General features: G+C 70.3%; 16 protein-coding genes. 10 read left to right on the top strand and 6 right to left on the bottom strand.

Annotation, left to right across the window (positions count from 1 at the left end):
* Positions 1–14: 14 nt before the first annotated feature.
* Together glmU and JOF40_RS01170 are read left to right on the top strand one after the other, a co-directional pair.
* The gene (gene glmU, locus JOF40_RS01175) at positions 15–1,478 is read left to right on the top strand and encodes a bifunctional UDP-N-acetylglucosamine diphosphorylase/glucosamine-1-phosphate N-acetyltransferase GlmU (protein WP_281286507.1); all 1,464 of its coding nucleotides are present in this window, start codon (positions 15–17) and stop codon (positions 1,476–1,478) included.
* Positions 1,471–2,448: a ribose-phosphate diphosphokinase gene (locus JOF40_RS01170; protein WP_129183316.1), complete on the top strand. Its 978-nt coding sequence runs from the start codon at positions 1,471–1,473 to the stop codon at positions 2,446–2,448. The genes glmU and JOF40_RS01170 overlap by 8 nt, the downstream gene beginning before the upstream one ends.
* Positions 2,449–2,476: 28 nt before the next feature.
* Here the strand turns inward: JOF40_RS01170 and JOF40_RS01165 are convergent, their stop codons facing one another.
* Positions 2,477–3,760: an MSCRAMM family protein gene (locus JOF40_RS01165; protein ID WP_209674310.1), complete on the bottom strand. Its 1,284-nt coding sequence runs from the start codon at positions 3,758–3,760 to the stop codon at positions 2,477–2,479.
* Positions 3,761–3,954: 194 nt separating this feature from the next.
* On the opposite strand from JOF40_RS01165, the gene JOF40_RS01160 reads away from it, so the two are divergent.
* Both JOF40_RS01160 and JOF40_RS01155 read left to right on the top strand, forming a co-directional pair.
* Positions 3,955–4,893 (top strand): glycoside hydrolase family 6 protein, encoded by a 939-nt coding sequence (locus tag JOF40_RS01160; RefSeq protein ID WP_188111741.1) that lies wholly within the window; start codon positions 3,955–3,957, stop codon positions 4,891–4,893.
* Positions 4,894–4,962: 69 nt separating this feature from the next.
* Positions 4,963–6,012, top strand: a complete 1,050-nt coding sequence (locus JOF40_RS01155) for a response regulator transcription factor (RefSeq protein ID WP_129183310.1) — start codon at positions 4,963–4,965, stop codon at positions 6,010–6,012.
* An 81-nt stretch (positions 6,013–6,093) separates the two neighbouring features.
* On the opposite strand, the gene JOF40_RS01150 is transcribed toward JOF40_RS01155, so the two are convergent.
* From JOF40_RS01150 to JOF40_RS01135, 4 genes are all read right to left on the bottom strand, one after another.
* On the bottom strand, positions 6,094–6,825 hold the full coding sequence (locus JOF40_RS01150) for a hypothetical protein (protein WP_129183308.1): 732 nt from the start codon (positions 6,823–6,825) through the stop codon (positions 6,094–6,096).
* Between the two features lie 62 nt (positions 6,826–6,887).
* The gene (locus JOF40_RS01145; RefSeq protein WP_129183306.1) at positions 6,888–8,342 is read right to left on the bottom strand and encodes a glycosyltransferase family 2 protein; all 1,455 of its coding nucleotides are present in this window, start codon (positions 8,340–8,342) and stop codon (positions 6,888–6,890) included.
* Positions 8,343–8,439: 97 nt separating this feature from the next.
* Entirely contained in the window at positions 8,440–9,552 is a 1,113-nt protein-coding gene (locus tag JOF40_RS01140) for a GGDEF domain-containing protein (RefSeq protein ID WP_245343205.1), read from the bottom strand.
* 7 nt (positions 9,553–9,559) lie between these two features.
* Positions 9,560–11,302 carry a sensor histidine kinase gene (locus JOF40_RS01135; protein WP_129183302.1) on the bottom strand — a complete coding sequence of 581 codons (1,743 nt, stop codon included), beginning with the start codon at positions 11,300–11,302 and terminating at the stop codon, positions 9,560–9,562.
* Positions 11,303–11,507: 205 nt separating this feature from the next.
* Between JOF40_RS01135 and JOF40_RS01130 the strand changes: the two genes are divergently transcribed.
* From JOF40_RS01130 to JOF40_RS01115, 4 genes are read left to right on the top strand one after another with little or no spacing between them, the layout of a single operon-like run.
* On the top strand, positions 11,508–12,176 hold the full coding sequence (locus JOF40_RS01130; RefSeq protein ID WP_129183300.1) for a 50S ribosomal protein L25/general stress protein Ctc: 669 nt from the start codon (positions 11,508–11,510) through the stop codon (positions 12,174–12,176).
* A complete protein-coding gene (gene pth, locus JOF40_RS01125) occupies positions 12,176–12,757 on the top strand; it encodes an aminoacyl-tRNA hydrolase (RefSeq protein WP_129183298.1) in 582 nt (193 codons plus the stop codon). The genes JOF40_RS01130 and pth overlap by 1 nt, the downstream gene beginning before the upstream one ends.
* Before the next feature lie 19 nt (positions 12,758–12,776).
* Positions 12,777–16,334, top strand: coding sequence for a transcription-repair coupling factor (mfd, locus tag JOF40_RS01120; protein WP_129183296.1), 3,558 nt, complete (start codon positions 12,777–12,779; stop codon positions 16,332–16,334).
* Positions 16,334–17,800, top strand: coding sequence for a histidine kinase N-terminal 7TM domain-containing diguanylate cyclase (locus JOF40_RS01115; RefSeq protein ID WP_129183294.1), 1,467 nt, complete (start codon positions 16,334–16,336; stop codon positions 17,798–17,800). Before mfd ends, JOF40_RS01115 begins: the two co-directional genes overlap by 1 nt.
* Positions 17,801–17,803: 3 nt before the next feature.
* Here JOF40_RS01115 and JOF40_RS01110 read toward each other — a convergent pair whose 3' ends face one another.
* A complete protein-coding gene (locus tag JOF40_RS01110) occupies positions 17,804–18,364 on the bottom strand; it encodes a 1-acyl-sn-glycerol-3-phosphate acyltransferase (RefSeq protein ID WP_129183292.1) in 561 nt (186 codons plus the stop codon).
* A gap of 149 nt (positions 18,365–18,513) precedes the next feature.
* Between JOF40_RS01110 and JOF40_RS01105 the strand changes: the two genes are divergently transcribed.
* Both JOF40_RS01105 and JOF40_RS01100 read left to right on the top strand, forming a co-directional pair.
* The gene (locus JOF40_RS01105; RefSeq protein ID WP_129183290.1) at positions 18,514–20,025 is read left to right on the top strand and encodes an APC family permease; all 1,512 of its coding nucleotides are present in this window, start codon (positions 18,514–18,516) and stop codon (positions 20,023–20,025) included.
* A gap of 23 nt (positions 20,026–20,048) precedes the next feature.
* A complete protein-coding gene (locus JOF40_RS01100) occupies positions 20,049–20,696 on the top strand; it encodes a hypothetical protein (RefSeq protein WP_129183288.1) in 648 nt (215 codons plus the stop codon).
* Positions 20,697–20,698: the final 2 nt, after the last annotated feature.

Below are 20,698 nucleotides of genomic sequence, written 5' to 3'. Positions count from 1 at the left end.
CACGAAGGAGTCCTGTGACCACGAGCTCGAACGACACCGGCATCATCGCGATCGTCCTGGCCGCGGGTGCCGGCACCCGCATGAAGTCGAGCCGCGCGAAGGTGCTGCACGAGATCGCGGGCCGCAGCATGATCGAGCACGCCTTGGTCGCCGTCGCCGGCGCGGGCGTCCGCACCACTGTGGCGGTCGTCGGACACGACCGTGAGCAGGTGTCCGCCGCGATCGCTGCCCACGACCCCGCGATCGTGCAGGCCGTCCAGGAGCAGCAGAACGGCACGGGGCACGCGGTTCACGTGGCGCTCCAGGCACTCGACGCGCAGCCCGCAGCGACCGTCGTCATCACCTACGGCGACGTGCCGCTGCTGACGTCGCAGACCCTCGCTGAGCTGCTGGTCGACCATCGCGCGGCCGGGCGCATCGTCACGATCCTGTCGGCCGAGGTCGACGACCCCACGGGCTACGGCCGCATCGTGCGTGACCCCGACGGGGCCGTCACGGCCATCCGCGAGCACGCCGACGCCTCGGCGGACGAGCGCGCGATCCGCGAGATCAACAGCGGCATCCTCGTCGTCGACGGTGAGTTCCTCGCCCACGCGGTCGCCCGTCTCGAGTCTGACAACTCCCAGGGCGAGCTCTACCTCACCGACATCGTGGGCAAGGCCGTCGCCGAGGGACGCCCGGTCGGCGCGCACGTGCTCGAGGACGTCTGGCAGACCGAGGGCGTCAACGACCGGGCGCAGCTGTCCCGCCTCGGCCGCGAGCTCAACCGGCGCATCACCGGCCGCTGGATGGCCGAGGGAGTCACGATCGTCGACCCCGCCACGACGTGGATCGACTCCGCCGTGACCCTGGCTCCCGACGTCACGATCCTGCCCGGAACCCAGCTGCTCGGTGCCACCGACGTGGCCACCGGAGCGACCATCGGACCCGACACGACGCTGCGCAACGTCGAGGTGGGGGCCGGTGCCACGGTCGTCCGCACGCACGGGTCCGACGCGGTCATCGGGGCAGAGGCGTCCGTCGGCCCGTTCGCCTACCTGCGGCCCGGTGCCGAGCTCGGCGAGGGCGGCAAGATCGGCACGTTCGTCGAGGTCAAGAACTCGACCATCGGAGCGGGTGCCAAGGTGCCGCACCTGTCGTACGTCGGCGACGCCGACATCGGCGAGGGGGCCAACATCGGTGCCGGCACGATCTTCGCCAACTACGACGGCGTCCACAAGAACCGGTCGACGATCGGCCGGCACGCCAAGACCAGCTCCAACAACACCTTCGTCGCGCCGGTGACGGTGGGCGACGGCGCGTTCACGGGTGCCGGCGCGACGATCCGCGAGGACGTCCCACCGGGGGCGCTGGCAGTCAGCGCGGGGGCACAGAGGAACATTGAGGGGTGGGTCTCGGCGAAGCGTCCGGGCACCCCGTCAGACCTGGCCGCCGGCGAGGCCGAGGCAGAACCCCTTCAGGAGGCACCCGGTGAGTAGCCTGTCCAAGCGGACCCCGACCCGCAACATGCTGCTGTTCTCGGGGCGTGCGCACCCCACGCTCGCGCAGGAGGTCGCCGACCTCCTCCAGATCGAGGTCGTGCCGACGACGGCGTACGACTTCGCGAACGGCGAGATCTACGTGCGGTTCGACGAGTCGGTACGAGGCTGCGACGCCTTCGTGCTGCAGAGCCACGCCGCGCCGATCAACGAGGCGATCATGGAGCAGCTCATCATGGTCGACGCGCTCAAGCGGGCGTCCGCCAAGCGCATCACGGTCATCCTGCCGTTCTACGGCTATGCCCGCCAGGACAAGAAGCACCTCGGCCGCGAGCCCATCTCGGCCCGCCTGATGGCCGACCTGTTCCTCACCGCCGGTGCCGACCGCCTCATGACGGTCGACCTGCACACCGCCCAGATCCAGGGCTTCTTCGACGGGCCGGTCGACCACCTGCTGGCGATGCCGATCCTGACCCGCCACGTCAAGAAGCATTACGGCAAGAAGGACCTCGCGGTCGTCTCGCCCGACGCCGGACGCATCAAGGTCGCCGAGCAGTGGGCCGCTGCCCTGGGGGGCGCGCCGCTGGCGTTCATCCACAAGACCCGCGACCCGCGCCGTCCCAACGAGTCGAAGGCCAATCGCGTCGTCGGCGATGTCGAGGGGCGCGTGTGCATCCTGGTCGACGACCTCATCGACACCGGCGGCACGATCGTGCAGGCTGCGGAGGCGCTCATGGCCGACGGGGCCGAGGACGTCGTCATCGCGGCGACCCACGCGGTGTTCTCCGGTCCGGCGGTCGACCGGCTCAAGAACTCGACGGCCTGCGAGGTCATCGTGACCAACACGCTGCCGATCGCCGACGACAAGCGCTTCGACAAGCTCACGGTGCTGTCGATCGCCCCGCTGCTGGCCCAGGCCACCGCCGCGGTCTTCGAAGAGGGCTCCGTCACCAGCCTGTTCAAGTCCTGAGGCTCAGGGCGCTCCGCGCCCTGAAGCCCTAGGCGATCGGTGTCGGGGTCGACGTCGTGGGTGCTGGCGTAGGCGTCGATGTGCTCGGCGCGGGCGTCGACGTGCTGGGTGCCGGCTTCGGAGGATCGGTGTTGCCGAGCCTCACCTCGACGTACTGGTCGCTGTCGTTGGCGATGTTGACGGTGCGACTGTCAGGGACGTACGTACGGCCCTGGATCGTGCTGTACGCGAACACCGTCAGCGTCATGCCGTTCTGCGGGCGGATCGTGCCGCCGATGCGGAACGTGCCGTCCTGGTTGGTCGGCATCTCGGCCTGCACCTGTCCCTTGGCGTCGGTGAGTCGCACGCTGATGTTGGGGATGCCCCGGCTGGTCTCGGCGTCGAGAGCGACTCCCGAGACCGTCCCGCCGCGAGTGGCGAGGTTGATCGTGGCGTTGCGCTTGCCGCCCGCACGCACGTTGCCGATGTTGAACGAGCCGCCGAGGTAGCCGTTGGTGTCGGGCACCTGCAGCCGGTAGGGCCCGGGCGTCAGGCCGCGCAGCGAGATGTTGCCGGCCGAGACCTTCTGCACCCAGAACTCGCCGGTCTTCTTGTTGACGGCCGTGACGTACACGATGCCGCGGGCGCGTGCGCCGCCGATCGTCAGGAACCCGCGGATGAGGCCCGGCTTGGTGTTCAGGTTGAACGACGCCTGCCGGAACGTGCGCAGCTTGACCTTGCGGATCAGCTTGCTCGTGCCGACGCGGCGGTTCTTGACGTCGTAGGCGAAGACCCGGTAGTCGTCCTTGGCCAAGCCGCCGAGGGCGTACTCGCCGCGCTTGTTGGCGTCGACCTCGATGACCTGGCCGCCCCTGCTGATGGCACGGATGTGGGCGCTGGCGGCCCGCTTGCCCTTGACCTTGACGACGCCGCCGATGGCCCCGCCGCGCTTGAGACGGACGTTCTTCTGCACCGGAGTGGCCCCCACGCGCACCCGCACGTCGAGCCGCGCGGCATAGGCCTTGGTGTTGTAGGCGGGGCGTCCGTCGACGAACTGCAGGTGGTAGCTGCCCGGGCCGGGTGCCGTGATCTGGTAGACGCCGTTGGACCTGACCTTGACCCGGGTCAGGTAGTTCCAGCCCTGTCCGAACAGCAGCACCTTGACGGTCCGGATCGGCTTGCCGGTCGAGCCGTCGGTCACGCGGCCGAAGATCTGGGTGCCGGCGGCCTCGGCGGGTGCCGACAGGCCGACCAGCGCCCCCGATGCGAGCAGGGCCGACAGCAGCGCGGCGACGACGGTGCGACGTCGAGTGGGCATGTGGGAGATCTCCATCCGGTACGCGTGCCGCGCGATCTCGACACCGAGCCACTTTAGCCCCGCGCAGGGGTCAGTGCCGACCGTCCCGCCCGGCCCCTGACCGCACCGGCCGGTATCCTCAGAGGGTTGAGTGAACAGCGGCCCACGGCGGTGCTGCAGGCGACGAAAGGGTGCTGAGCAGCATGTCCGGTACACGTCGGGGCCCGTCGATGCCCGTCCTTCTGGCGATCCCCGTCGTGCTGTTCGTCGTCGTCTTCGCCGGCGCCCGGTTGCTGGGCGTGGGCGGGTCGTCCAATCCCTTCGCCGACCAGCCCCTCTACACGTCGCCCGACACTGCCGCCGCGGGTGCCGCACAGGCGGCCTCGGGCGACGACCAGCGCATCCTGAGCCGGCTCGCCGAGGTCCCGCAGGGCTTCTGGCTGACGCCGGAGGCGTACCCCGTCGACCGGGTCGGTGCTGTCGTCACCAAGGTCGCGATGGCCGCTGACCTCGCGGGTCGCACGCCGGTGTTCGTGATCTACGGCATCACCGACCGCGACTGCAGTGGCGGCCAGAGCAGCGGTGGTCTGCCCGCCGACCAGTACGCGCAGTGGGTCGGGGCCATCGCAGCGACGGCCGGCAAGCACGCCGTGGCGATCCTGGAGCCCGACGCCCTCGCGACGGCCGCGGAGTGCGGGCAGGGCCAGCAGCGCACCACGTTGTTGCGTGGTGCGGTCGACCAGCTCGACGACCGGGACGTCACGGTCTATGTCGACGCGGGCCACGCGAGCTGGACCGATCCTCGCGCCATGGCCACGATGCTGACCGACGCCGGGGTCGACCGAGCCCGCGGCTTCTCGACCAACGTGTCGGGCTACGAGTCGGCCGCCGACGAGCGGACGTACGCCGAGGCCATCAGCAAGGCGCTCGGCGGCGCGCACTACGTCACCGACACGAGCCGCAACGGTGCCGGCTCGAACGGTGAGTGGTGCAACCCCGAGGGGCGTGCCCTGGGGCGTGAGCCTGCCGTGGCCGACGACGGTCACCTCGACGCCTACCTGTGGATCAAGCCGCCGGGCGAGAGCGACGGGACGTGCGGCGGGGGCCCACCGGCGGGCCAGTTCTGGACCGAACGGGCGCTGCAGCTGGCCCGTACGGCCGGCTGGTGAGACCAATGTCATCGACACGGTGGGTCGGGCTGACCGCGCCCGACCCCGGCCGCCACTAGGATCGAGATCATGCCTGAAGGAGTCGAAGACAAGCTCGCGGTGATCATCGAGGATGACGCCGACGTCCGCAACCTGTTGAAGACGGTGCTGACGCAGAGCGGGTTCCAGACGATCCTGACGACCAATGGTGCCGACGGCATCGAGGCCGTTCGCACCCACGACCCGGTGCTGACCACGCTCGACGTCTCGATGCCCGGCATGGACGGCTTCGCCGCTGCCAAGCGCATCCGCGAGTTCAGCGGCACCTACATCATCATGCTCACGGCCCTGGCCGACGAGATCGACATCGTGCAGGGGCTCGACTCCGGTGCCGACGACTACCTGCTGAAGCCCTTCCGGCCCCGCGAGCTGCGGGCGCGCATTGAGACGCTGCTGCGCCGTCCGCGCGAGCGCACAGGGGTCGCCGGAGCCGCTGCGGCACCCGTCGACGCGCAGGTCCAGACCGTGCCTGCACCGCAGCCGATCCCGCCCCAGCCGACCCCGCCGGTCCAGCCCGTCGCGCCTCAGCAGCCGGTCGCACCCCAGCCGGTGGCGCAGCCCGCGCCGGTCACGGTCCACCACGCCCCGGCACCGGCGGCGCCGCCCGTCGCGCCCGCTCCCGTCGCTGCGGCACCGCCCGCGCCCGCGTACCGGCAGCCGGTCCATGAGCCGGCACCGGCTCCGGCTGCCGAGGCCGCGCCGGCCGCGCCGGCCGCACCGGCGGCGCCGGCAGCGACCGCCGACGGCTGGCTCGAGCACCGAGGGCTGCAGCTCAACACCCAGACCAGGCTCACCCAGGTCGACGGACGCGGGGTCGAGCTGACCCGTAGCGAGTTCGACCTCCTCGCCACGCTCATGAACTCGGGCCGCCGGGTGCGCAGCAAGGCAGACCTCGTGCTGGCCCTGCGCGGAGAGAGCTACGTGACGACCTACTACGTCAACGACGCCGACAAGCGCGCCGTCGAGGTCCACATGGCCAACCTGCGCCGCAAGATCGGCGACTCGTCGGCGACACCCCGCTTCATCGAGACGGTGCGCGGCGTCGGCTACCGACTGGCGTCCGACCGCGACTCCGCCTGACGCACGCACGGCGACACCTGCAGCCTGCACGACGAAGCGCCCCGGCCCATGGGCCGGGGCGCTTCGTCGTGCAGGGCGAGGTCAGTTCGCGTCGACGGGGATCTCGGCGACCTGCGTCGGGGTGTCGGAGGCGAAGATCGCGATCGGCACCTCCTGGCGGATCGTCTCGCGGATGAACGACTTCGAGCCCGCCGAGCGCTGGATGCGCACCGTGGCCCGGAAGGTCAGCGTCAGGCCGGTGGTGTCGGTAGCGAGGTCGCCGATCGGCTGGTTGCGCAGCTCGAAGGCACCCTTCGGCGAGGTGATGAGCATGCCGTACTTCGACGTGACGGCCTCGGGGTCGAACGTGATGTCCTGGGCCCGGGCATCCAGCGCGTACGGACGCTCGACGGTGCCCGTCGGGGTGGTCGTCGCCGACTCGACCTCGATGCGGTCGAGGTAGACCTTGCGCTTGGTCTTGAACGGGTCGCGCAGCTCACGATCGAGGTCGTAGGCCTGGAACGTGAACGAGAAGAACTTGTTGCCCTTCGGGAACCACTCGTTGGTGCGGGGCGTCGACTTGGTCGGGTAGAGCGTGTAGACGAAGTCGACGCCGTCGATGTCGACGTGAGACTGGAACGTCCCGTCCTTGGTGAACTGCGAGTCGAACGTCGGCGTGGGGGTCGGGGTGGGCGTGGCCGCGGTGGCCGGCGCGTCGGACGACGCGGAGAACGTGCCGAGGTTGCAGCCGCCCAGCGCCGTGACGGCGACGACGGCGATGGCGGCCTGGCCCACGCGGCGGCGGAGGGCGCGGTGGTGGTGGGGCGTGGTCACGGGATGCTCCTGAGGGCGGCGGGGGAGGGACTGTGCTGAACGAAGGGGGGACGGGCGACGGGTCATGCCTGGAAGCCCTTGTGGCGCTTGAGCAGCTTGAGCGCCATCCAGGCGGTCTGGAGGACCGTGACGATGCCGAGGACGGTCCAGCCGCCCACCAGCACGTCCGACTGCAGCGACGTCGGCAGCTGGGCCCAGATCGCCACGGCGCCGGACACGACGACCGCGACGACGGCGATCGGGAAGAAGTGCGCGAGGCCGCCTCCGCCGCTCTCGGCCTTGGCCTGCAGGGCCCAGTTGTCGGTCTGCGAGCTGCTCGCGAACTTGGTCCACGACCGGGCGAAGTGGCCCAGGCGCACCCACATGTAGAGCTCGGCCGGGAAGAACAGCAGGGCGAACAGGTAGTCGCGTCGGTTGGCGTTCTGCATCGCATGGGCCGTGCGGAGGTTCAGCAGGGTCGCCATGATCGTCGGGACGATCCACAGCCACACGAACACGAAGGCGTGAAGCATCAGCGAGGTGATGAGCAGGAACAGGAAGACCAGGCGGGTGAACCCGTTCGTGGCCATCGAGATGTTCTCGAACCAGCGCAGGCGCAGGTTGGGGTGCAGCGGCTGCCCCTTGGTGTCGCCTCGCTGGCCGGGCCACATCAGGTCGATCGCGCCGGTGTTCCACTTGACCTGCTGGGCGTCGAGCGACTGGAGCGTCGTCATGCCACCGACGTTGGCGCGCGCGTGGGCGCTGATCTTGGTCAGGTAGCCGGCGCTTTTGATCTCCAGTGACAGCAGCGAGTCCTCGATCTCGCTGTCGCGGACCCACGGGTACCGCTGGTGGGTCTGCTTGACGACCGCGCGCAGCGCCGTGGTCGAGAAGATCGAGTACTGGCCGCCGAGGACCGCCATGTTGCGTCCGCGCAGGAGGTTCTGCATGTTGAAGGCCGCGAACTGGGCGCGCTGCCCGGCGATCAGGAACTTGCCCATCAGCGAGTCGAGGCCGCTGTCGTCGATGCTGTAGATCGCGGAGATGCCGCCGATGCGCTCGTCGTCCTGGATCTCGCGCACGAGGTACTCGATCGCGTGCGGATCGGCGGTCGTGTCGCCGTCGACGCCCAGCAGGTAGTCCATGCCCTCGACCAGCGTGTAGCCGTAGTTGAGGGCACCGACCTTCTTGTCGGGGTTCTCGCCGATGTCGTGCACGAAGATCTCGGTCATCTGCTCGTCGCGACCCTCGCCACGCGTGTGCAGCCCCGCGTAGTGGCTGGCGATCTCGACCGTTGCATCGGTCGTGTTGTTGACGATGACGTGGATCGCGTCGGGCAGGAGGGTCTGGGAGAGCAGCGAGTCGAGCACGCCCGCGATGGCGTCCTCCTCGTTGTAGGCCGGGATGACGCAGCCGACCGTCGACCGGTAGGTCGGGAGGGCCTCGATGCTGGCCATGAACTGGTCGGCGTACTGGTCCATCAGGGGGTCGATGAAGGGTGCCGCCTGGCCGGCGTAGCCGATGCCCTCGTCGCTCATGCTGCTCCTCGTCCGCCGTGGACCGGCCGGTGCCGTCCCACAGCACCAGCCTGACGGGTCAAGATCAGGATTGGCTCAGGGCCGCCTCAGGATCGGCTCAGTTCTGCCGGGCGCGGGTCAGGTCGGCGTCGGCCCGGCCCAGCAGCGAGTCGAGGGTGGCAGGCGAGTCGAGGGAGTGCGCGGTGCCGAAGCTGGCGTCGGAACGCAGCTCCATGCCCTCGCCGACGGGCGACTCGGTCAGACCGGTGCGGATCGCGTCGACGACGGTCGCCGGTGCGTCGGGGGCCGCGGACGCCACCAGCACGACGAACCGGCCGGCCCCGAGGTGGCCGAGCAGGGCATCGGCCGGCAGACGCGAGCGCATGATGCCCGCGAAGTGCAGCAGGGCGCTGTCGCCAGCCTGTCGGCCGAAGGCCGAGTTGAGCTCGTCGAGGTCCTCGATCTCGGCCAGCACCAGGGCCACGTGGCTGCCGGCGAGGGTGGCGCGCTCGATGCGGTCGTGGGCGTCCTCGCGGAAGGCCTCGGACGAGAGCACACCGAGGTCGGAGCGCCGGTGGGCCTCCGAGCTGACCGACCACCAGTTGCCCGCGCGCTCGACCCGCAGGGCCGACAGGCAGATCGCCGAGACGATGAAGATTCCCGTGAAGGGCAGCGCGGTGCTGTAGATGCTGGGTGTCGCGGCACCGCTGGCCTCCAGCGCGGCCGCGGTGATGTACCAGGCCCCGAACAGGAAGTAGACGGTCTGCAGGATCCTGGCGTTGAGGTTGAGCCGCATGGTGCCGCGCATCAGCTCGGACGCCGCGAGCCACGCGAACACGCCGGCAGCACCCGTGGGCAGAGCCGTGCTCAGGCCCGGGCCCGGGGTCGACGACTGCACGAGCGTCGGCACCGCTGCGGCCAGGGCGACGACCACCACGACCCAGATGTGGGAGCGCGCCCGGCCGTCGAGCAGCCGCGCGCCCGACCACATCGCGCCGAGCGCGAAGACCGTCGAGGCGTCGCCGGCGGCCGTCACGACGAGTGGTGCCTGACCGTCCGCCGCGTAGATCGCGTCGAGCGCCGAGACGCAGAGCGCCGCGCCAAAGGCCGCCGTCCAGGCCCGGTTGGCCTCGTCGTTGTGGCGCAGGGCGGCGGTCGTGGCGAAGATCGCGGTCGCGATCGTCACCGGTAGGACGCGGACGATCAGCAGGGTCTCCAGGTCGATGTCCATGGACACGTCAGGCCTCTCGGTGGTGGGAGTCGGCCGCGAGGGCCGGTGGGGCATGGGAGGCGGCCGCGCCGGACGTCGACCGTCGGGGCACGCGGACGACGACCTCGGTGCCACGCCCGGGCTCGCTGTCGACCTCGATCGTCCCGCCGTGCAGGACGACGATCTCGCGGGAGATGCTGAGGCCGAGCCCGGTGCCGTGGACCGTCGAACCGCGCACGGACTCGGCCCGGTAGAAGCGCTCGAACAGGCCCTTCTGCTCCTCCAGCGACATGCCGCGACCCGTGTCCGCGACGCGGATCTCGACCGTGCCGTCGGCATCGTCGCCGGGGACTGCCGCGACCGAGATCGTGATGCGACCGCCGATGCGGTTGTACTTGATCGCGTTGGACAGGAGGTTGTCGACGACCTGCCGCAGGCGGAAAGCATCCACCTCGGCCTCGACGCCGTCGTCGATGTCGAGGTGGATAGAGATGAGCCGCTCGGCCGACATGGGCCGGATCGCGTCGACGGACTCGCTGACCAGGGCCGACACGTCGTACGGGGCGGGGCTGAGGGTGATGGCGTTGGCAGGACTCGTGGAACGGGCCGCGAGCAGGTCGGTGACCAAGGCGTTGAGCCGCTCGGCGTTGGTCAGCGCGATCTGCAGCATGTCGCGTGTGGCCTGTGGGAGATCGGTCTCGAGGGCCAGGTCGACGTAGCCGAGCATCGAGCTGAGCGGCGTGCGCAGCTCATGTGACATCGACGTCACGAGGTCGTCGCGGTCGGCGATGGCCCGCACCTCGGCCGACACGTCGCGCACCACGACGACGATCCGGTCGACCTGGCCGGCGTGGTCGTGCATCAGACGGGCGGACACATCGACTGCGAACCGGGTGCCGGTGCGATGCCCGATCCAGTAGGTCGTGCTGCCCACCGCCTCGCCGGCGAGCAGCCGCACGTGAGGGAACTCGGCGGGCGGCACCGGGGTGACCTTGTCGGAGCGGTACAGCGGGAACCGGTCCCACGTCGTCGTGACCGGCAGGCCGAGCTCGAACAGCAGGGCGTGGGTCGCGCGGTTCGCCGTCAGGGTGCGCCCGTCGGGGTCGAGGTTGATGACCGCGAACTCGACGGCGTCCAGCGCCTCGCGCAGGGTCAGCTCCTGGGTGCGGGCCCGGCCGAGCGCGGCCTCCAGCATGCGGGTCTGCCGGCGGAGCAGCACGCGTTGGGACGAGACCCGTTGCGAGGTCGTGTAGAGCACCCCGGCGACGAAGGTGAGCGCGACGGCGAGGCTGGTGGTCGCGATGGGGCTGGTGGTCCCGCGGGCGAAGGACGTCCGGCCCGTCTCGATCAGCACGGTCTGGGTGACGAGCATCGCCGATCCCAGCCCCGCGCCCGAGACGGCACCCCACCGGCCGAACGAGGTCGCCAGCCAGATGACCGGGAAGATCATGAGGATGCCGAAGCCGCTGTCGGGCACGGCGATGCGGAGCATGCCGAGTGCTGCGATGTCGAGGAGCGGGACGACCATCTGCCACTGCTGGGCCATGCGGAGCCACGGCACCAGGGCGGCAGCGATCGTGACCCACAGGATCGCCGTGATGCCGATGAAGAACGCGGGGCTGTCACTCAGGTCGCGCTTCGAGAGGGCGACGGTGATGCAGATGACGAAGCCGACGGCTCCGGTCAGCAGCACCTGGGACCGGAAGACGCTCTCGCCGAAGTGCGTGGCCGCCGGGTCGGGGACCCGATCGCGGACCGGGGACGGCTCCATGCGCACAGCCTATCTTCCGAGGAGGTCCTGTGGCCGCGATTTCACCGTCGAAGGACGCTGCGATAGGCTGGTGAGGTTGCCTCGGCGAGGGTCCTCACGGACCGTGATCGACAGGGCGCTCCACAGGAGTGCTGTGTCGAGCGCCTCGACCCCAGGGTGACATCCCCATCCTTCGCACGTTCGACGTACCCAACAGGAGCCTCCCGTGGCCGAGATCAAGATCGCCGCCGAAACCCGCACCGAGTTCGGCAAGGGTGCGGCCCGCCGCATCCGTCGCGCCGACAAGGTCCCCGTCGTCCTCTACGGTCACGGCGCCGACCCCGTCCACCTGACCCTCCCGGGTCACCAGCTCATGCTGGCGCTCAAGGGCTCGGCCAACGCGCTGCTCACGATCGAGGTCGGCTCCGAGTCGCACCTCGCGATCCCCAAGCAGGTCCAGCGCGACCCGCTCAAGGGCTTCATCGAGCACGCCGACCTCCTGATCGTCCGCAAGGGCGAGAAGGTCACCGTCGACGTCCGCATCACGACCGTCGGAGAGGCCGTCAGCGGCAACCTCGTGGTCCTCGAGAACGCGTCGATCGCGATCGAGGCCGAGGCCACCCACATCCCCGAGTCGTTCGAGGTCTCGGTCGAGGGCCTGGTCGCCGGCGACCAGATCCTGGCCAAGGACGTCCAGCTGCCCGAGGGCTCGACCCTCGCTGTCGACGACGACATCCTCATCGTCAACGTCACGGGTGCCCCGACCGAGGCCCAGCTCGAGGCCGAGCTCGCCGAGGCCGAGGCCGATCTCGGCATCGAGCACGAGCCGACCGACGCCGAAGAGGCCGCTGCCGAGGGCGACGCCAAGGCTGAGGCTCCTGCCGAGTCCGAGTAGTGACCTGGCTGGTCGTCGGGCTCGGAAATCCGGGCCCGACGTATGCCGCCACGCGGCACAACATCGGCTACATGGTCGCCGACGCCCTCGCGCTGCGCATGGGCGGAAGTATGAAGAACCTCGGCTGGAAGAAGCACAAGTCCGGCCGAGGTGACGTGATCGAGGGACGGCTCGCGGGTGAGCGGGTCGTCCTCGGTCGCGCCAAGTCGTACATGAACGAGAGCGGCGGGCCGGTCTCGACGCTGGCGAAGTTCTACGGCGTCGAGCCCGATCACGTCATCGCGATCCACGACGAGCTCGACATCGACTTCGGCATGCTGCGGGTCAAGCTCGGCGGCGGCGACAACGGTCACAACGGGCTGAAGTCGATGCGGCAGTCGCTCGACTCGGGTGAGTTCTACCGGGTACGCGTGGGCATCGGTCGTCCTCCGGGGCGGCAGGACGTCCACGACTTCGTGCTCAAGCCGTACAGCTCGACCGAGCGCAAGGACCTGCCCGTGTACATCGAGGAAGCTGCCGATGCGGTCGAGAGCCTCGTCACGGTGGGACTGGACCAGACCCAGAGCGCCTTCAACCGATGAGGGGAGGTGACCGATAGACATGACTCTTTCTCGCCTCGCCTCGATCGTCTCCTCCGAGCCCACCGTCGCGGCCGTCCTCGCCGAGCGTGCCGGCGGCGTCGATGCCCTCGACGTCCAGGCCCCCGAGCCGCTGCGACCGTTCCTCACCGCGGCTCTCGCGCAGCAGGCGACCGTCGTCGCGGTCACCGCCACGGCCCGCGAGGGCGAGGACCTGACGGCCCAGCTCGGCGAGCTGCTGGGCGCTGACGCCGTCGCGTACTACCCGGCATGGGAGACGCTGCCGCACGAGAGGCTCTCGCCGCGGTCCGACACCGTCGGCCGCCGGCTGGCCGTGCTGCGTCGCCTGGTGCACCCGACGCAGGCGACTGAGCTCGACTCCGAGACCGCGAGCGGCGCGCTGCGGGTCGTCGTGGCCCCCATCCGGTCGCTGCTGCAGCCGCAGGTCAAGGGGCTGGCCGATCTCGTGCCGGTCGAGCTGCACCGCGGCGACGAGATCGCCCTCGACCAGGTCGTCGCCGACCTCGCCGGTGCGGCCTACTCCCGCGTCGACCTGGTCGAGCGCCGGGGCGAGTTCGCGGTGCGCGGCGGCATCATCGACGTCTTCCCGCCCACCGAGGACCACCCGCTGCGCATCGAGTTCTTCGGCGACGAGGTCGACGAGATCCGGCGCTTCGCCGTGGCCGACCAGCGGACGCTCGAGGAGATCACGCACGTCTGGGCTCCGCCGTGCCGCGAGCTGCTCCTGACCGACGAGGTGCGGGCGCGCGCGGCCCGCCTGGCCGTCGAGCACCCCAGCCTGGCTGAGATCTTCACGAAGCTGTCCGAGGGCCACGCCGTCGAGGGCATGGAGTCGCTGACTCCCGTCCTGGTGACCGATAGTGGGGGTCCCCCCGCCAACGGGGGCGTAGCCGGCGGGGGAATGGAGTCGTTCGTCAACCTGCTGCCTGAGCGCTCGGCCGTCCTGCTGATGGACCCCGAGCGCATCCGGGCCCGGGCCGCCGACCTGGTCGCGACGAGCGAGGAGTTCCTGCAGGCGTCGTGGGCCGCGGCCGCCGGCGGCGGCGAGTCGCCGATCGACCTCGGCTCGGCTGCCTTCCACTCGCTCGACGACGTCAAGCTCGAGACGCTCGCGCTGGGTCACACCTGGTTCACCCAGACGCCCTTCGGCCTCGACCTGGACGAAGGCCAGCGTGCCGTCGAGATGGAGGCCGGGTCGGCCTACCGCGGCGACACGTCCGCCGCGCTCGACGACATCCGCCGCTGGGTCGCGGCCGGCATGCGGGTCGTGTTCGTGGCCCCCGCCGCAGGTCAGGCGCAGCGCACCCTCGAGTGGCTCGCCGACAGCGACGTGCCCGCCGCCCTCGACGACGAGGTGACCGCCCCGACGCCCGGCATCGTCCAGGTCGTCATCGGCGAGCTGTCGACGGGCTTCGTGTCGTCGCCGCTGCAGCTCGCGGTCATGACGTACGACGACCTCGTCGGGCAGCGTGCCGCCGATCGCAGCGAGCGCAAGATGCCCGCCCGGCGTCGCAAGCAGGTCGATCCGCTCGAGCTCAAGCCCGGCGACTTCGTGGTGCACGAGCAGCACGGCGTCGGCCGCTACGTCGAGCTCATGCAGCGCGTCGTGCAGGGCGCGGCGCGCGAGTACCTCGTGATGGAGTACGCGGCGTCCAAGCGCGGACAGCCCGCCGACCGCCTGTTCGTGCCGATGGACCAGCTCGACCAGATCAGCCGCTACGTCGGCGGCGAGTCGCCCTCGCTCGACCGGCTGGGCGGTGCCGACTGGACGACGCGAAAGAACAAGGCGCGCAAGGCCGTCCGCCAGATCGCCGGCGAGCTGATCAAGCTCTACGCTGCGCGGCAGGCCACCAAGGGTCACGCCTTCGGCCCCGACACGCCGTGGCAGGCCGAGCTCGAGGACTCCTTCGCCTTCGTCGAGACGCCCGACCAGATGGTCACGATCGACGAGGTCAAGCGCGACATGGAGCGCACCGTGCCGATGGACCGCCTGGTGTGCGGCGACGTCGGCTACGGCAAGACCGAGATCGCGGTGCGGGCGGCGTTCAAGGCGATCCAGGACGGCAAGCAGGTCATCCTGCTCGTCCCGACGACCCTGCTCGTCCAGCAGCACTACGCGACGTTCGCCGAGCGGTTCGGACAGTTCCCGGTCGTCATGAAGCCGCTGTCGCGGTTCCAGACCGAGAAGGAGTCCAAGGAGACGCTGGCAGGTCTGGCCGACGGCTCGATCGACATGGTCATCGGCACGCACCGGCTGCTGCAGCCCGGCGTCAGGATCAAGGACCTCGGCCTGGTCATCGTCGACGAGGAGCAGCGCTTCGGCGTCGAGCACAAGGAGGCGATGAAGATGCTGCGCGCAGCCGTCGACGTCCTCTCGATGTCGGCGACGCCCATCCCGCGCACGCTCGAGATGGCCATCACCGGCATCCGCGAGATGTCGACGATCGCGACGCCGCCCGAGGAGCGCCACCCCGTGCTGTCGTTCGTCGGGCCGTACGAGGACCGCCAGGTCGTCGCTGCGATCCGCCGCGAGCTGCTGCGCGAGGGCCAGGCCTTCTTCATCCACAACCGCGTGCAGTCGATCGACAGGGCCGTCGCCAAGATCAAGGAGCTCGTGCCCGAGGCGCGGGTGGCCGCGGCGCACGGCCAGATGGGGGAGCACCAGCTCGAGGAGGTCATGGTCGACTTCTGGGAGAAGCGCTACGACGTGCTGGTCTGCACCACGATCGTCGAGTCGGGGCTCGACGTGTCGAACGCCAACACCATGATCATCGAGCGGGCCGACACCCTCGGCCTGTCGCAGCTGCACCAGCTGCGTGGCCGTGTCGGACGCTCGCGTGAGCGCGCCTACGCCTACTTCCTCTACCCGCCGGAGAAGCCGCTCACCGAGACGGCGCACGACCGGCTCGCCACGATCGCGCAGCACTCCGAGCTCGGTGGCGGCATGGCCGTGGCGATGAAGGACCTCGAGATCCGCGGTGCCGGCAACCTGCTGGGCGGCGAGCAGTCCGGCCACATCGCCGACGTCGGCTTCGACCTGTACGTCCGCCTCGTGGGCGAGGCCGTCGCGGAGGCCCGCGGCGACGCGGAGCCCGAGCGTGAGGTCAAGATCGAGCTGCCCATCGAGGCGCACCTGCCGCACGACTACGTCAGCAGCGAGCGATTGCGGCTCGAGATGTACAAGCGGCTGGCCGACGTCCGCGCGCTGGCCGACGTCGACGAGATCCGCGGCGAGCTGGTCGACCGCTACGGCGAGCCGCCCGAGGCCGTCGACGTCCTGCTCGAGGTCGCCCGCCTGCGCGTCCGGGTGCGCGAGGCGGGACTCACCGAGGTGACGGCAGCCGGGCCGAACGTCCGGTTCGCTCCGCTCAAGCTGCCCGACTCGGCGCAGATGCGGCTGCAGCGCGTCTACCCGCGCAGCACCTACAAGGTCGCCGCCGAGGTCGCGCTCATCCCGCGCCCGAAGACCGCGCCGATCGGCGGCAAGCCGCTCGTGGGCCGCGAGCTGCTCGAGTGGACCCGCACCGTCATCGACACCCTGGTGCCGGCGGCGAGCTGATGGCCGTCAGTGTCGTCGCCGGGCTCGTGGCGCTGATGCTGGCGATCTCCGGGTGGGCCCGGAGGCGCGCGACGTTCGGGGCCGGCGCGTTCGTTGCGGCGGCGTTCGCCGCAGCCGTCTGGTGCTGGTCGATCGCGGCCTTCGACCGCCTCGACGAACCGGGACGCTATCCCTACCCCGTCGTCGGGCTGTGGCTCGCGGCCGTCTCGGCATGCGTCGCCGCGGTGTTCGTGATGTCCCGTCGCGCAGTGCTGCCGCGCTGGTCGCCCCCTCGGTGGCTCGTCGGGGTGTTCGTGCTCGAGTCGATCTCGATCTTCGTGCTCGAGGTCACGAACCCGTGGCACGGCCTGGTCGGCTCGAAGCCGGGTGGAGAGCTCGTGTTCGGCATCGCCTACCAGGTGCACACGGCCTACTGCATCGCCCTGGTGCTGGCGTCGGCCATCGCACTGGCGACGCGCGCCTCGCGCGCTGATCGTGAGCAGCGGAGCCAGATCGTCGTGCTGCAGGTGCTGGTCGTGGCCATCTTCGTGGTCGAGGTCGGCCAGCTGCACCTCTCGCAGTACATCGCCGTGGCCGGTCTGGCCGTGCTGCACCGCTCGGTCTTCGGGCAGGGACTCAACGACGTCGTGCCGGTCGATCTCGGTGCGGCGGTCGACCAGATGGGCGATCCGGTGTTCTTCTTCGACACGAGAGGTCGCCTCGTGGGCCTCAACGCGTCGGCGAGGCGGGTCGTGGCGGTGCCGGGCGGGAGCAGCGTCGGCGTGGGCGACTCGGTCGAGACGGTGCTCGGCACGACCGTGCCCCTCGCCGAGCACGTCGAGACCAGGGTCGTGCTCGGCTCGGGAGCGTCCGCCCGCGAGGCCGTCACGCGGTGCTCGCCGCTGACGGATGCGCAGGGACGGGCCTCCGGCTGGATGATCATGTGCCGTGACGTCGCCCTGGCATCGACGCACAGCAGCTCGGCCGACAGTGTCCGGCACGATCCAGTAACTGGAGTGCTCACCCGCGGCCAGCTCGACCAGGTCCTGCGGCGCGCCGTCATCGCGGCCCGCGACGAGGCGGAGCCGCTGTCGATCGCCCTGCTCGACGTCGATGCCTTCAAGGCGATCAACGACACCTACGGCCACGTCGCCGGCGACGAGGTGCTGCGCGAGATGGCCGAACGGGTCGACCGGGCCGCGGGCGCGGCGACGGTCCTGGGCCGGTTCGGCGGCGACGAGTTCGTCGCGGTGCTCGCCGGTCGGCGTGCCTCGGAGGCGGCCGAGGTGGCCGAGGCGATGCGCGCCGCGGTCTCGGGCACGCCCATGACGCTCGGTGACGTCTCGGCCCGGGTCACCGTCACGATCGGCGTCGCCCAGCACGACGGCGGATCGGTCGCCGACCTGCTGCGTGCCGCCGACCGTGCGATGTACGGGGCGAAGCGGGCCGGTCGCGACCGGGTCGGCACGGCACGTCCTTCCGCCTAGCGGTCAGCCCTCCTCGCGCAGCCGCGGGGGCGTCGCGTTCTTGGGCTTGATGCCGTGCTTGTCGGCGTAGAACGCCCGGACGATGTCCATGTCGGCGGTGACGTCGTCGGTGGCGTGGAACGTCGGGCCGAAGCCCATGGTCCTGGTCGGCGGGTCGAAGAAGGCCAGCGTGATGGGCAGCCCCGTCTCGCGGGACAGGCGCAGGAATCCGGACTTCCAGTACTCGCCGCGCGACCGGGTGCCCTCGGCAGCGAGGATCAGTCTGAAGGCGTTGCCCGCACCGGCCTCGTCGACGAGGTCGCGCACGACCGTGCCCGCGTTGTCGCGGTCGAGCGGCACCCCGCCGAGAGCCCTCAGGAGCCAGCCGACGGGCCCCTTGAACAGCTGCTTCTTGACCAGCACGCGGGGATGGGCTCCGCCCTGCCACATGACCAGGAGCATCGTGATGAAGTCCCAGTTGGACGTGTGGGGGGCACCGACGAGGATGCCGGTCTGCGGGACGTCGCCCACCATGCGGTAGCGCATCAACCGGGCGATGGTGCGGGCCAGCCGCTGTCGGATCATGCGACAACCCTAGGCGAGCGCCGGTGCGTCATCGGCGGGGAACTGACGATGAGGGCTTTGGGTAGTGGTGGCTGCCGAGAACCCTCATCCTCGGTCCGGTCCGGAACCCAATCGGTTGCGGATGGCAACCGGCGTACTAGCGTCGTCCCATGACTTCACCGGGGACGTGGAAGCAGCTCGTGCGCACCAAGGACGTCGACGACGTCATCCACCAGAACGACGCGGACCCGACCGAGGAGGGGCACCACGCCCGCCTCGACCGCCGTCTGACCGTCTGGGACCTCATGGGCTTCGGCATCGGGATCGTGATCGGCACGGGCATCTTCACCCTCACCGGCACCGCCGCCAAGGACAACGCCGGACCGGCCGTCATGATCTCGTTCCTGGTCGCGGGCGTCGTCGCGATGCTGGCGGCGCTCTGCTACGCCGAGCTCGCCGCCGCCGTCCCCACGGCCGGCAGCTCGTACACGTACGCCTACACGACGATCGGCGAGATCTTCGCCTGGATCATCGCCTGGGACCTGATCCTCGAGTTCGCTCTCGGCGCGGCCGTCGTCGCCCGCGGCTGGTCGGGCTACCTGCAGGGCGTGTTCGACCTGCCCAAGGCCTTCTTCGGCGAGGAGGACAGCGTCATCAACCTGGGTGCCGTGTTCATCGTCGTGGTGCTCGGCGTCATCGCGGCGATGGGCATCCGCGAGTCGAAGCTCGTCACCAACGCCCTCGTCGTCGTCAAGGTGTCGATCTGCCTGTTCATCATCGGCGTCGGACTCTTCTACGTCAGCCTCGACAACCAGAAGCCGTACATCCCCCCGAGCGAGAAGGCCACCGGCGCCAGCGGGCTCAAGCAGCCGCTCTGGCAGTGGATCACCGGCATCGACCAGACGGCGTACGGCGTCACGGGCGTGCTCGTGGCCGCGGCGATCGTGTTCTTCGCCTACTCGGGCTTCGAGGCCGTCGCCAACCTGGGCGAAGAGACCAAGGACCCCGCCAAGGACATGCCGCGGGGCCTGATCGGCACGCTCATCATCTGCACGCTGCTCTACGTGGCGGTGTGCTTCGTCCTGACCGGGATGGTCAAGTACACCCGGCTCAGCACGGGCGAGCCCCTCGCCGACGCCTTCGACCAGGTCGGCCTCGGCTGGGCGGGCATCATCATCGGGACGGCGGCCGTCGCCGGTCTCACGTCGGTGATCCTCGTCGACATCGTGGCGATGGGACGCATCGGGTTCGCGCTGTGCCGCGACGGTCTCCTGCCGCCGGCGATCGGCAGGATCCACCCGAAGTACCACACGCCCGTCGTCATCACCGTCGGCACGACGGTCGCCGTCGCCATCTTGGGTGCGTTCGTGCCGCTGGCCGTGCTGGCCGAGATGGTGTCGATCGGGACGCTCTTCGCGTTCCTCGTCGTCTCGATCGCGGTCGTGGTGCTGCGTCGCACGAGGCCGAAGATGAAGCGTCCCTTCCGCACTCCGCAGGTGCCGCTGCTGCCGACCGTCTCGGGCGTCGCCTGCATCGCGCTGATGACGAACCTCGCGGTCGAGACGTGGCTGCGGTTCCTGGTGTGGCTGGCGCTGGGTCTGGTCGTCTACCTCGTCTACGGACGTCACCACTCCACGCTGCACGCCACCGGCTCCGACGCGAGGGACCTCCCACGCGGCTGAGCGGCCGTGGGTAGCCTGTGACCATGCTCACTCGAACACGCGCGGTCGTCCTCGCGGTCGCGGGTCTGTCGCTCGCTGCCTGCGGCACCGTCCACCCCGGATCGGCCGCGGTCGTCGACGGTCGCACGATCTCGATGGACACCCTCGACCGCACGGCCTCGGCCTACTGCACCCTGACGGCCCAGGCCGCGCGGGCGCAGGGCATCACGACGGTCAGCAACGCGGAGGTACGCCGTCAGGCGGTCGTCGGCCTGGTGTCGCTGCGGGTCGCCCGCGACCTCGCGGCCTCGCACGACATCACGATCGGGCCCAGCAGCTACGAGCTGACCGCCCAGCAGCGCGACGAGCTGTCGAAGTCCTTCCCGGGGGCCGATCTCGACGAGCTCGCCCAGGCCATCGAGGACAGCCGGGAGGTCTCGGCGATCGCCGTCGCGCTGGCCGAGAAGAAGACCAACCAGCAGGCCACGACCGAGAACGAGGCGCAGTTCGCCGAGCTCGGGCAGAGCGAGATCCTGGCGGGCTTCGCCGCCCGCGACGTCTCGTTCGCCCCGCGGTTCGGGCTCGACAGCAAGGGCGAGCAGCGCGCCGCGACGGGGTCGGTCTCGGTGACGCCGGTCGACCCCGAGTCGCCCGTCGACGAGGAGCTGCCGGCGAGTCAGCGCTGCTCGTGACG

Source organism: Aeromicrobium fastidiosum (genome assembly GCF_017876595.1).
Taxonomy (GTDB): domain Bacteria; phylum Actinomycetota; class Actinomycetes; order Propionibacteriales; family Nocardioidaceae; genus Aeromicrobium; species Aeromicrobium fastidiosum.
Note: the sequence above shows the minus strand (reverse complement) of the source record. Positions and strands in the feature narration are given on the sequence as shown.

Bases quoted from the DNA above. Each gene is read 5' to 3' on its own strand.
- JOF40_RS01165 (WP_209674310.1), bottom strand. From the start codon at position 3,760: ATGGAGATCTCCCACATGCCCACTCGACGTCGCACCGTCGTCGCCGCG.
- JOF40_RS01160 (WP_188111741.1), top strand. From the start codon at position 3,955: ATGCCCGTCCTTCTGGCGATCCCCGTCGTGCTGTTCGTCGTCGTCTTC.
- JOF40_RS01155 (WP_129183310.1), top strand. From the start codon at position 4,963: ATGCCTGAAGGAGTCGAAGACAAGCTCGCGGTGATCATCGAGGATGAC.
- JOF40_RS01145 (WP_129183306.1), bottom strand. From the start codon at position 8,342: ATGAGCGACGAGGGCATCGGCTACGCCGGCCAGGCGGCACCCTTCATC.
- JOF40_RS01140 (WP_245343205.1), bottom strand. From the start codon at position 9,552: ATGGACATCGACCTGGAGACCCTGCTGATCGTCCGCGTCCTACCGGTG.
- JOF40_RS01135 (WP_129183302.1), bottom strand. From the start codon at position 11,302: ATGGAGCCGTCCCCGGTCCGCGATCGGGTCCCCGACCCGGCGGCCACG.
- mfd (WP_129183296.1), top strand. From the start codon at position 12,777: ATGACTCTTTCTCGCCTCGCCTCGATCGTCTCCTCCGAGCCCACCGTC.
- JOF40_RS01115 (WP_129183294.1), top strand. From the start codon at position 16,334: ATGGCCGTCAGTGTCGTCGCCGGGCTCGTGGCGCTGATGCTGGCGATC.
- JOF40_RS01110 (WP_129183292.1), bottom strand. From the start codon at position 18,364: ATGATCCGACAGCGGCTGGCCCGCACCATCGCCCGGTTGATGCGCTAC.
- JOF40_RS01105 (WP_129183290.1), top strand. From the start codon at position 18,514: ATGACTTCACCGGGGACGTGGAAGCAGCTCGTGCGCACCAAGGACGTC.
- JOF40_RS01100 (WP_129183288.1), top strand. From the start codon at position 20,049: ATGCTCACTCGAACACGCGCGGTCGTCCTCGCGGTCGCGGGTCTGTCG.